General features: G+C 69.8%; 11 protein-coding genes. 4 read left to right on the top strand and 7 right to left on the bottom strand.

Annotated features, from left to right (window positions below; translation table 11 throughout):
- Window positions 1-100: 100 nt before the first annotated feature.
- Window positions 101-844 carry a tyrosine-protein phosphatase gene (locus ACYVK3_RS00435; RefSeq protein WP_460495263.1) on the bottom strand — a complete coding sequence of 248 codons (744 nt, stop codon included), beginning with the start codon at window positions 842-844 and terminating at the stop codon, window positions 101-103.
- 220 nt (window positions 845-1,064) lie between these two features.
- Complete coding sequence (locus tag ACYVK3_RS00430) at window positions 1,065-2,282, bottom strand: DUF349 domain-containing protein (protein WP_460495262.1); 1,218 nt, start codon at window positions 2,280-2,282, stop codon at window positions 1,065-1,067.
- Window positions 2,283-2,422: 140 nt separating this feature from the next.
- Between ACYVK3_RS00430 and miaA the strand changes: the two genes are divergently transcribed.
- On the top strand, window positions 2,423-3,364 hold the full coding sequence (gene miaA / locus ACYVK3_RS00425; RefSeq protein ID WP_460495590.1) for a tRNA (adenosine(37)-N6)-dimethylallyltransferase MiaA: 942 nt from the start codon (window positions 2,423-2,425) through the stop codon (window positions 3,362-3,364).
- Here miaA and ACYVK3_RS00420 read toward each other — a convergent pair.
- The 5 genes from ACYVK3_RS00420 to nadA all read right to left on the bottom strand — a co-directional run bounded on the left by ACYVK3_RS00420 (window position 3,336) and on the right by nadA (window position 8,998).
- Complete coding sequence (locus ACYVK3_RS00420; protein WP_460495261.1) at window positions 3,336-4,334, bottom strand: aldo/keto reductase family protein; 999 nt, start codon at window positions 4,332-4,334, stop codon at window positions 3,336-3,338. The genes miaA and ACYVK3_RS00420 overlap by 29 nt on opposite strands.
- 73 nt (window positions 4,335-4,407) lie before the next feature.
- Complete coding sequence (locus tag ACYVK3_RS00415; RefSeq protein ID WP_460495260.1) at window positions 4,408-5,511, bottom strand: WG repeat-containing protein; 1,104 nt, start codon at window positions 5,509-5,511, stop codon at window positions 4,408-4,410.
- A gap of 97 nt (window positions 5,512-5,608) precedes the next feature.
- A complete protein-coding gene (locus ACYVK3_RS00410; RefSeq protein WP_460495259.1) occupies window positions 5,609-6,262 on the bottom strand; it encodes a DUF3043 domain-containing protein in 654 nt (217 codons plus the stop codon).
- Window positions 6,263-6,322: 60 nt separating this feature from the next.
- Entirely contained in the window at window positions 6,323-7,678 is a 1,356-nt protein-coding gene (murA, locus tag ACYVK3_RS00405; RefSeq protein ID WP_460495589.1) for a UDP-N-acetylglucosamine 1-carboxyvinyltransferase, read from the bottom strand.
- 153 nt (window positions 7,679-7,831) lie between these two features.
- A complete protein-coding gene (gene nadA, locus ACYVK3_RS00400) occupies window positions 7,832-8,998 on the bottom strand; it encodes a quinolinate synthase (RefSeq protein WP_460495258.1) in 1,167 nt (388 codons plus the stop codon).
- Between the two features lie 122 nt (window positions 8,999-9,120).
- On the opposite strand from nadA, the gene ACYVK3_RS00395 reads away from it, so the two are divergent.
- The 3 genes from ACYVK3_RS00395 to ACYVK3_RS00385 all read left to right on the top strand — a co-directional run bounded on the left by ACYVK3_RS00395 (window position 9,121) and on the right by ACYVK3_RS00385 (window position 11,554).
- Window positions 9,121-10,221, top strand: a complete 1,101-nt coding sequence (locus ACYVK3_RS00395; protein ID WP_460495257.1) for a glycerate kinase family protein — start codon at window positions 9,121-9,123, stop codon at window positions 10,219-10,221.
- Window positions 10,222-10,365: 144 nt separating this feature from the next.
- Entirely contained in the window at window positions 10,366-10,734 is a 369-nt protein-coding gene (gene erpA, locus ACYVK3_RS00390) for a HesB/IscA family protein (protein ID WP_460495256.1), read from the top strand.
- A 130-nt stretch (window positions 10,735-10,864) separates the two neighbouring features.
- The gene (locus ACYVK3_RS00385; RefSeq protein ID WP_460495255.1) at window positions 10,865-11,554 is read left to right on the top strand and encodes a carbohydrate kinase family protein; all 690 of its coding nucleotides are present in this window, start codon (window positions 10,865-10,867) and stop codon (window positions 11,552-11,554) included.
- Window positions 11,555-11,577: the final 23 nt, after the last annotated feature.

Here is an 11,577-nt window from a genome sequence, read left to right as displayed (position 1 = left end):
CGGACTCTGCCGCTGTATTCGACCGCTGTGCACCCACCCAGCCACCGTAGGGTGGCCGAGTGAGTGCGGGCAACTCATTTTCTAGCCGAGCGGCAAGTGACTATTCGAGCAGCAGCTCGCGCAGCCGCTCGGCGTCCTTGAAGCCGATGGCCCTGGCGTAGGCCTCCAGGGAACCGAAGCGCGCGTTCATCTCGGCGATGGTCTGGCGCATCGCCTCGGCCGGGGTCCCCAGGCCGCGATCGGAGCTGGGCTTGCCGACGTTGGCGTCCCGCCAGGCGCGCCACCGCGCGATCCCTATGTTCGACAGCTCGTAGTCCGCGGCGATGTCCACCTCGTCCACGCCGAGCAGCGACAACAGCACGGCCGCGACGATCCCGGTGCGGTCCTTGCCGGCCATGCAGTGGAAGACCACCGGCTCGCCGAGGGCGATCACGTCGAGCGAGTCGCGCACGGCCTTGTAACCGGCTTCGAGCATGCCCGAGTAGCGGTGCCGCAGGAACTCGACGACCCGCTCTTGGGGGGAGTCCTTGTCCACGCCCAGCTCGACCGACTCCCACGGGATGTGCAGCACCTCGAAGTGGTGGAAGTCGACGCCGTCGAGCTCGGGGAAGCGGCCGGTCCGCTCCAGCTCGTTCGGGCGGCGCAGGTCGATGACGTGCCGGACGCCCAGTTCTTTCACGACGTAGTCGATGTCGGCCGCGGTCGCCTTGCCGAAGTTGTCGGAGCGGAAGACCTGACCGGTCTTGACCTTTTTGCCGTCGGCGGCATCGAGGCCGCCGAGGTCCCGGAGATTGAAGACCTGTTCCGTGGGGAGGAATTGCTGGGGGAGTGTTTCCAAGGCCATACGGCTGCCTTCCTGTCGGCGGGGTGTCACCGTGAGTATTGTCCCTCACGATGAAAACGGCGTGAACCAGAACAGTCCACGCCGCTGTAGCTCCTCTATTATCCCGCTTCGACGGCAAATGCCCAACTCCCGCTCGGCTCGCCTTCGGCGACCACCGGCGTGCCCTCCGCGAGCCTCGGGCTGTGTGCGGTTTGGCGCCGTCCGCGAGCTTCGGGCCGCGCTACTTGGCGCCTTCCGCGAGCTCCAGGAACTGCCGCTTCGAAGCCAGGTCGGACTCGGCCTTCTTGATGCGGCCCTGGTTGCCGTCGGCCTTGGCCCGCTCGAGCTTCTCCTCGGCCTCGGCGACCTGCTGCCGCATCTGGAGCAGCAGCGGGTTCTCCTCGACCGGGACCTTCCGCCAAGCGGTGTCCAGCGCCTCCCGCAGCTTGTCTTCGACGTTGCGCAGCCGGCGCTGCAGCTTGGCCTGGTTCTTGCGCGGGACGGCGCCGAGGTCGTGCCAGGCGCCCTGGATCTCGCGGAACGCGGCCTGGGCGGCCTTCGGGTCGGCGGCGACGTCGAGCGACTCGGCGCGCCCGAGCAGCTCCTCCTTGGCGGCCTGATTGGCCTCCAGCTCCGCGTCACGGGCCGAGAAGACCTCGGAGCGGGCGTTGAAGAAGACGTCCTGAGCGGCCCTGAACCGCTTCCAGGCCTTCTGCTCGGCGTCCGGCGCGAGCCTGCCGGCTTCCTTCCACTCGGCCATGAGCGACTTGAGCCGGTCGGCCGTCGGCCCCCAGTCGGTGGAGGTCGACAGCGCCTCGGCCTCGGCGATCAGCTCTTCCTTCTTCGCGGCGATCACCTTGCGCTCGGCGTCCAGCTGCGAGAAATAGGCCCCGCGATGCCGGGTGAACGTGTCGCGGGCGGTCGAGAACTTCCGCCACAGCTTCTGGTCGGTCTTGCGATCGACCCCGTGGATCGACTTCCACTCCTCGACCATCTCGCTGAAGCGCTGCCCCGACGCCTTCCAATGGCTGTCGCGCTTGGCGAGTTCCTCCGCCTCGGCCACCAGGGCCTCCTTGGCGGCGATGGCCTCGGCGCGCTCGGCGTCCTTCGCGGCCTTGAACTCGCCCACGCGCTCTTCGGCGTGCTTGGACAGCTCGTCGAGCCGGTTGCCCAGCGCGTCGACGTCTCCGACGACGGCGGCGCTGTCCAGGCTCTCGCGGAGCTTGCGAAGCTGCGCCGCGGCCTGCTCCACGTCCGCCGAGTCCGAATTCAGGCGCGCGGCGATGAGATCGACTTCGACCACCAGGTCGGCGTATTTCCGCGCGAAGTGCGCGAGCCCCTCGTCGGTGGAGCCGGCCTGCCAGGAGCCGACCGCGCGCTCGCCGGAGGAGGTTTTCACGTAGACCGTGCCATCGGCGTCGATGCGGCCGAAGCGGGTCCAGTCTCCGAGGTCACTCATCGCGGTAATCTCAAATCCTTCACACGAACTAAGGGACGTACTTCCCGTACCTTACGGTGGTAGCCGGGTGGTTGCCAGCCGGGGCCGTCCACTGGTCAAAGGGCCAGGCGAGTCCGCCGGCCCTCCCGAACCGAAGGGGCATTCAGTTGGTGAGCGGCGTCAGTCACCCCAGCCTACAACCGACGGTGATCGCAGTCGTAGGCCCTACCGCGGCCGGGAAGACCTCGCTCTCGGTCGCGCTGGCAGAAGCGCTTGCCGGTGAGGTAGTCAACGCCGACTCGATGCAGCTGTACCGAGGGATGGACATCGGCACCGCCAAGATCACCGACGCGGAGCGGCGCGGCGTCCCCCATCACGTCTTCGACGTCCTGGACGTGACCGAGACCGCCGACGTCGTCCGCTACCAGGCCATGGCCCGCGCCGCGATCGAGGACATCGCCGCACGAGGGAAGACGCCGGTGCTGGTCGGCGGCTCGGGCCTGTACGTGCAGGCCGCGCTGGACGAGATGGACTTCCCCGGGACCGACCCCGAGATCCGCGCCCGCCTGGAAGGCGAGCTGGAGCGAGCGGGCTCGGCGGCGCTGTGGGAGCGGCTGCGGGAGGTCGACCCGGCCGCCGCGAAGGTCGTCCTGCCCTCCAACGGGCGGCGCGTGGTGCGAGCCCTGGAGGTCGTCGAGCTCACCGGCTCGTTCACCGCCAAGCTGCCCGAGCCGAAGGACCACTACGCGGCGGTGCGCATCGGCGTCGACCTCGACACCGCCGCGCTGGACGAGCGCATCGAGCGCCGCGTCCGGGCCATGTGGGACGCCGGGCTCGTGGACGAGGTCCGCGAGCTGGAGGCCGCGGGCCTGCGCGAGGGCCGCACGGCCTCGCGGGCACTGGGCTACCAGCAGGTGCTCGCGTTCCTGGCGGGAGAGTACGACGAGGCGGAGGCGTTCCGCCGCACGGTGCGGGGCACGCGCCGCTTCGTGCGCCGCCAGCGTTCCTGGTTCAAAAGGGACGGCCGCATCGAATGGTTCGATGCGGCCGATCCAGCGCTCGTCGAGCGGGTGCTCAGGGTCGCGGCTTCGGGCTCCGCGTGAGGTTCGGGTCGGTCGCGGCGACCGGCTCGAGCAGCTCGTTGATCTTGGCGTAGATCTCGTCGTCGAGCGTGACGCCGGCGGCCTTGACGTTGTCCTTGACCTGCTCGGGGCGGGTGGCGCCGATGATCGCGGCCGAGACGTTCGGGTTCTTGAGGACCCACGCCAGGGCGAGCTGCGGCAGGTTCAGGCCGGCCTCTTCGGCGATCGGCTCCAGCTGCTGGACGCGCTCGAGCAGCTCGTCGTTCTCCAGGTAGTTCTTCATGAAGCCGCCGAACTTCTCGTGGGCGCCGCGGCTGCCTTCGGGCGGGGCCTGGCCGGGCTTGTACTTGCCGGTCAGGACGCCCTGGGCCAGCGGGGACCACACGATCTGGCCGATGCCCAGCTCCTCGCACGCCGGGATGACCTCGGCCTCGATGACGCGCCACAGCGCGGAGTACTGGGGCTGGCTGGAGACGAGCTGGATGCCCAGGTCCTTGGCGAGGGCGTGCGCCTGGCGGATCTGGTCGGCGGTCCACTCGCTGACGCCGATGTAGTGGGCCTTGCCGGCGCGGACGACGTCCGCGAAGGCCTGCATGGTCTCCTCGAGCGGCGTCTCGTGGTCGAAGCGGTGGGCCTGGTAGAGCTCGACGCGGTCGGTCTGGAGGCGGCGCAGGGAGTTGTTGATGGACTCCTTGATGTGCTTGGCCGACAGCCCGCGGTCGTTCTTGCCCTCGCCCATGGGCCAGTAGACCTTGGTGAAGATCTCCAGGCCGTCGCGGCGCTCGCTCTTGAGGGCGCGTCCGAGGACCTCTTCCGCCGCGCCGTGGGCGTAGACGTCGGCGGTGTCGAAGGTGGTGATGCCTTCGTCGAGGGCGGCCTGGACGCAGGCGAGAGCGGCGTCCTCCTCGACCTGTCCGCCATGGGTGATCCAGTTGCCGTAAGTCAGTTCTGAGATGACGAGGCCGGAACGGCCGAGATGACGAAACTCCATGGACAAGAACCTACCAGCCGCTCGGCTAGTGTCAAAGAAACGAACGTCACAAGCGTTTGCCGGGCCTGGGGCCTTACAGCGGTCCGTCGTCGATCGAGACGGCCGCGTCCAAGGTCCGGGCGGCCTCGGCTCGGTCCGCTCTGGGCGGGACGAGTTCGGCGCCGTCGAGCCCGAGGGTGCCCCAGGAGTAGCCGTCCATGGAGACCAGGAACCCGGCGGGGTGGACCGCGATGCGCTGGTAGCGAGGAGGGACGACCACGCGCCCCGAGCGGTGGACCACCCCGGCGCGGCCCCGCTGGGAGGCGACGGCGACGCCGCCGACGAAGCCGGTGACGGTGCGGCCGTCGACGGTGGTCGTGTCCAGGGAGCTGTAGAGCATGGGGACGACGACGGTGCCCTGCTTGTCGATCGCGCCCCAGTCGGCCTGGCACACCGCGGCGACCCCGCCCCTGAAGTCCCCGGCCTGGCTGAACACGGCCTGGACGACCGGCCGGCCGGTCGGGCCCAGGTAGCCCCACCGGCCGGTCTGCGGGTCCTGGAACCGTTCGGGCGCCGGGTGCCCGGCGCGCTCGGCCCACGGGCGCGGCGGCGGCCCGAAGCCGCCCTTCGCGGCGAGCTCTTCGGCCAGGTCGAGGGCGGTCTCCACGATCTGCATGACGAAGCCGTGCGGGTTCTGCTCGCTGGCCCGTTGGAGATGGATGAGGCTCTCGGTGACGCGGCCTTGGGACAGGCACGACAGGGCCGCGTAGGCGCGGACGGCGCCGGTGAGCGTGCGCGGCAGCTCGCCGGCCTCGCCGAGCGCGAACAGCTGGTCGGCCTCGGCGTAGCGGCCCTGGACGCGGTAGACCTGCCCGAGGCGGGCGCGGGCGGGGGCGAGCAGGAGGTCGGCGCCGACGGCCTCGGCGTACTTGACCGCGGCGGCGGCGTCGGTCTCGGCGGAGTCGAAGTCGCCGAGGACGCGCATGATGACGGCGCGGACGCCGAGCAGGCGCGACTGGTCGGCCTCGGCGGGGTGCCGGGCGAGGCGCTGGGTGGCCTCCTCGCGGATGTGCTGGAGGCCGACGGTGTCGGCGATGGCGTGACGCAAGGTGGCGCGGTCGAGCGGTCCGAGGGCTCGGACCAGCCCGGCTCGCAAGTCCGCCGCGACATCCACCACGTTGACTACTTTCAAGGTCACTGAGGGTTACGACATTCAGATTAAGCCATCGAGTACCCCGAGGCGAGTGGTGAGATCGCCTCGGGGTCCTGGGGGCTGCGGGCGCGGCCCGCGCGTCTTACCTGACGACTTGGCCGAGGTCTTCCTCGGTGGCCTTGTAGCTCATGCGCGGGCGCGGGTTGCGCATGGAGCGGAACATGATCGCCCGCTGGATCGCGTACCAGTACAGGCCGGCCTTGCGCTGCTTCGTGCTCGGGAACCGCTTCCAGACCAGGCGCCCCACCTTGCGGCACAGGAAGTACGAGTCGACGGCGAAGCCGACCATCATGACGATCCACCCGATCATGAGGATGCCGATCGCGTACGGGAAGATGTTGGTCGCCAGCAGCAGCGCCATGGTGAGCGCGAAGAAATACTGAGCGACGGTGCGCCGCGAGTCGACGATGTCGCGCACGAGCAGCCGCTCGGGGCCGCGGTCGCGCGGCAGGTGGTACTTGTCGAAGAGCGGGTCGCCCTTCCACTGGCCCTCGGCGATGCGGGCGCGCTCGGCCCGGAGGTCGTCCTTGGCCCGCCGCTTCTCCTCCTTGCTGAGCTTGGAGGACTTCGCGCGCTTCCGGGCTTCCTTGTAGGTCAGCGGGGGATTCGCGGGGGGACGGGCCTTGGCCTGCTTGGGGCGCTTCGGGGTGGGCTTCCCCTTCTTGCCGGTGGCGGCGGCCGGCCTCGTCTCTTCGACGGTGTCGGTGGCCTCGGCCTCAACGGACTTCTTCCCCACGGGACGATCGCCCTTCCTAAATTCGCGACGGCATGCTGACTCCCAGCATACTTGCAGGTTTTACGCGGCCGCACGCGTCGGCGAGGGCATCGTCTTCGGAGCCGGGCGCTCGATCTTGGCGCCGAGGGCCTGGAGCTTCGCCTCGAAGTTCTCGTAGCCGCGGGTGATGTAGCGGTCGACGCCGTAGACCCGCGAGGTGCCGTCGGCGGCCAGGGCCGCGATGAGGTGGCTGAAACCGGCGCGCAGGTCGGGGATCTGGAGCTCGGCGGCGTGGAGCTTGCTGGGTCCGGCGATGACCGCCGAGTGCAGGAAGTTGCGTCGCCCCCAGCGGCAGGGGGTGCCGCCGAGGCACTCGGAGTACAGCTCGATGTTGGCGCCCATCTGGCGCAGCTCGGAGGTGTAGCCGAGGCGGTTCTCGTAGACGGTCTCGTGCATGATCGACAGGCCGTCGGCCTGGGTCAGGGCGACCACGATCGGCTGCTGCCAGTCGGTCATGAGCCCCGGGTGCACGTCGGTCTCCAGCGCGACCGGCTTGAGCGGGCCGCCGGGGTGCCAGAAGCGGATGCCGCCCTCGAGCGGGTCGTCGTCGACTTCGTAGGCCCCGCCGATGGAGCGGAAGACGTTGAGGAACGTCATCATGTCGACCTGCCGGGCGCCGCGCACGAACACGCTGCCCGCGGTGGCCAGCGCCGCCGAGGCCCACGAGGCGGCCTCGATGCGGTCGGGCACGGCCCGGTGGGTGTAGCCCTTGAGCTCGCCGACGCCGACGATCTCGATGACGCGGTTGGTGTGGACCTTGATGATCGCGCCCATCTTCTGCAGCACGCAGATGAGGTCGATGATCTCCGGCTCGATCGCGGCGTTGCGCAGCTCGGTGGTGCCCTCGGCCATGACGGCGGTCAGCAGGACCTGCTCGGTGGCGCCGACCGAGGGGTACTCGAGCTCGTAGCGGATGCCGTGGAGCCCGTCGGGCGCCGACAGGTGCGTGCCGTCGGCGGCCTTCTCGACGACGGCGCCGAACTTGCGGAGCGCGTCGAGATGAAAGTCGATGGGGCGCCCGCCGATGTTGCAGCCGCCGAGGTCGGGGATGAAGGCCCGGCCGAGGCGGTGCAGGAGCGGCCCGCACAGCAGGATCGGGATGCGGCTGGTGCCCGCGTGGACGTTGATCTGGTCGACGCCGGCCGATTCGACGGAGGTCGGGTCCATGTAGAGGGTGTCGCCGTCGAGCGAGACGTCGACACCGTGGACGCGCAGGAGCCCGGTGACGACCTCGACATCGCGGATCTCCGGAACGCCGCGCAGGACGGAGGGGGAGGTGCCGAGCAGGGCGGCCACCATCGCCTTGGAGACGAGGTTCTTCGCGCCTCTGACCGTGACTTCGCCTTCGAGGGGGGTACCGCCATGGATGATCAGCATGTCTTCGGAAGTGGTCGCGGTGCTGCTCAACAGGTCTCCTCAGATGGGTGGATCAGACCGGGGGTCGTCGCCCAACGATAACGGAACCTTCACCGGCAATACGCCCAGGCGGGGACGTAACCCACGGTGATCGTCCTTACCGATTCGGGGCGGTCAGGGCAGTTGGAGCATGCGGTCGAGGGCGGCGCGGGCGTGCTTCGCGGTCTCGACGTCGACGGTGATCTGGTTGGGCACGCGACCGGCCACGAGTTCTTCGAGGGCCCAGACGAGGTGCGGCAGGTCGATGCGGTTCATCGTGGAGCAGTAGCAGACGGTCCGGTCGAGGAACGAGATCTCCTTGTCCGGGTGGGCGTTCGCCAAGCGCCGCACCAGGTTCAGCTCGGTGCCCACGGCCCAGGAGCTGCCGGGCTCGGCCGCGTCGAGGGTCTTGATGATGTACTCGGTCGAGCCGACGTAGTCGGCCGCGTCGACGACCTCGTGCTTGCACTCGGGGTGGACCAGGATGTTCACGCCGGGCTTGCGCTCGCGCATCTCGTTGACGCACTCGAGGGTGAAGCGCCCGTGGACCGAGCAGTGGCCCTTCCACAGGATGATCTTGGCCGATCGCAGCTCCTCGTCGGTGAGTCCGCCGTTCGGCTTGTGCGGGTTGTAGAGGACGCAGTCCTCGAGGCCGAAGCCCATCTCGCGGACGACGGTGTTGCGGCCCAGGTGCTGGTCGGGCAGGAACAAAACCTTGTCGCCGCGCTCGTAGGCCCAGCGCAGGGCCCGCTCGGCGTTGGAGGAGGTGCACACGACGCCGCCTTCGCGACCGACGAAGCCCTTGATCGCGGCCGAGGAGTTCATGTAGGTCATCGGGACGGTGGTCTCGGCGATCCCGGCGGCCCGCAGGTCTTCCCAGCACTGCTCGACCTGCGGGGCGGTGGCCATGTCGGCCATGGAGCAGCCGGCGGCGAGGTCGGGGAGGACGACGCGCTGGTGCTCGCCGGTGAGGATGTCGGCGGACTCGGCCATGAAGTGGACGCCGCAGAAGACGATGTACTCCGCGTCGGGGCGGGCGGCGGCCTGCTGCGCGAGCTTGAACGAGTCGCCGGTGACGTCGGCGAACTGGATCACCTCGTCGCGCTGGTAGTGGTGCCCGAGGATGAAGACGTTGCCGCCGAGCGTCGCTTTGGCGGCCCGCGCGCGCTCGACGAGGTCGGGGTCGCTGGGCTCGGGCAGCTCGCCGGGACAGTCCACGCCGCGCTCGGAGTCGGCGTCGGTGCCCCGTCCGAGCAGCAGGAGCGCGGTCTGGGTGGGAGCAGGTTCGTTGAAGCCCGTCATGTGAACAATTCTTGCACGTTTCGCGCATCGCCAGCACGAACCGGTATGCCCCCTTCCTCACAGTCCGATCCGACACGGTAAGCGGTTACCAACCGGGAAGGCCGGTTCGATAGGCTCTCGGTGTGCGCATTCTCATCGCTCCGGACAAGTTCGCCGGCACCTTGACCGCCGCCGAAGCGGCGAGGGCCATCGCCGACGGCTGGGGACACGCCCGGCCCGACGACGACACCGCCGAACTGCCCCTCGCCGACGGCGGACCCGGCTTCGTCGACGTGCTCGAAGCCGCGATCCCCACGGCCGAGCGGCACACCGTCGAGACCTGCGACCCCCTCGCGCGCCGCATCAGCGCCGACTACCTCCGCGACGGCGACACCGCCTACATCGAATCCGCCGCCGCCTGCGGCCTCCACCTGCTCGAAGCCGCCGAACGCGACCCGCGCCGCACCACCACCTACGGCCTCGGCCTGCTCATCGCCCACGCCGTCGAGACCGGCGCCGGGCGCATCGTCGTCGGCCTCGGCGGCTCGGCCACCAACGACGCCGGCGCCGGCATGCTCACCGCCCTCGGCTACACCTGCCGCGACCTCGCCGGCGAAGCCCTGCCCTACGGCGGCGCCGCCCTGAGCGCGATCGCCTCGATCGACGGCCACCCGCGCACCCGCGGCGTCGAGTTCCTCGCCGCCACCGACGTCGACTCCCCGCTCCTGGGCCCCCACGGCGCGACGTACATGTTCGGGCCCCAGAAGGGCGCGCGCGAGGCCGAGCTGCCGTTCCTCGAATCGGCGCTCAGCGCCTTCGCCGAGGTCGCCGAACGTGACCTCGGTCCCCGCGGGGCGGCCTCCCGGCCCGGCGCGGGCGCCGCCGGCGGCCTGGGCCTGGCCCTGTTCCTCCTCGGCGGCCAGCGCGCCTCCGGAGCGAAGCTCACCTGCGAAGCCGTCGGCCTCGACGAGGCCGTCGCCGCATCGGACCTGGTCATCACAGGCGAGGGCTCCTTCGACGCCCAGAGCCTGCGCGGCAAGCTCGCCGCAGAGGTCGCCGGTGGCGCGGCCGCCCACGGCAAGCCCTGCCTCGTGCTCGCCGGGAAGTCCGATCTCGACTCCCACCCCGACCTCGCCGGTGTCCATTCCGTCGCCGACCTGCTCGGCGGCGTCGAGGACGCCATGAAGGCGCCCGCGGAGGGCCTGCGCGCGCTGGCGGAGTCGGTGGCTCGTGCCTGGGGGTAACCTCGGGAATAGTGAATCGCCGAGTGCCGTTAGGTACTGTTGAACAGTCGAGGACCTGATCGGCTGAACAGTCGAAGACCCGATCGACGCAGTTGATCCCAACACAGCAGCAGTTGATCCCAACACAGCAGAGGGAGCCACAAAGTGAGCGCTACTCAGCAGGCCGAGGACGTCAAGGAGAGCACCGCCACCGGTGTGAAGCTCACCGACGCCGCCGCCTCCAAGGTCAAAGCCCTGATCGAGCAGGAAGGCGAAGAAGGCCTGCGCCTGCGCGTCGAGGTCAGCCCCGGCGGCTGCTCTGGCCTGCGCTATGGCCTGTACTTCGACACCGACAACCGCGATGGCGACGTCGTGCAGACCTACGATGGCTTCGAGGTCGTCGTGGACCGCATGAGCGTCCCCTACCTCGTCGGTGCCAGCATCGACTTCGCCGACCGCATCGACGCCCAGGGCTTCACCATCGACAACCCGAACGCCCAGGGTTCTTGCGCCTGCGGCGACTCGTTCCACTAAAGTCTCTGGCGAGACTCCGACAGCCCGGTCGAAACCGCCCCATAGCGTGTCCCTCGGCCGGGCTTCGCCGTGTTCGCCTCCGATTCCGCGCCGGCACCGCCGGTCGCCTCCGACCGAACGAGGTCCTTCCATGAAGACCGCCGTCACCGGCTCCACCGCTGCCGTCATCGGCCACGGGATGAGCCAGCTCGGCCAACCGTCCGTCGTCCTCGATCCCAGCAGCGCGGAATTCGACCTCATCGAAGTCATGGAGCGCTCGGGCACGCTCGGCCTGATCCACATCGGCGCCGACGACCCCAAGGTCATGCTGTCCTACGCCGAGCAGTGCCGCGATCTGGGACTGGAGTACAGCGCCGATCCCGGCGCCCTTGACGGTGCCGACGCCGCCGAGTTCGTCACCGGCGCTAAGTTCCTGGTGACCAGCGAGGACGGCTACCAGTTCCTCCAGGGCACCACCGGGCTGGCCGACGACGAGATCCTCGAGCGCGTGCGGGTCAGGGTGACCACCGTCGACGCCGAGGGCGTCGAGATCGTCGGCCATGACATGGACCGCCAGCGGGTGCCGCTCGCCCGTGCCCGCGAGGTCATCGACCCCTCGGGCGTCTCCGACGCCTTCCGTGCCGGGCTCCTGGCCGGCCTCGGCTGGGGCATGCCGCTGCGCCGCGCCGCCGAGATCGGCAGCCAGCTCGCCGCGATCGCCTTCGAGTCCGTGGGCGCCACCGGCTACACCGTCAACCCCGCCGAGTTCGTCCACCGGCTGGAGGAGTCCTACGGCGCCGCCTGCGCCGCCGAGGCTTCGGCCTACCTGCTCCCGGACTGACGCCGGAGCAATCCGCTCGCGCC

The sequence above is a fragment of the Glycomyces tarimensis genome, from assembly GCF_054776215.1.
This window is presented reverse-complemented; position numbering and strand designations above follow the sequence as displayed.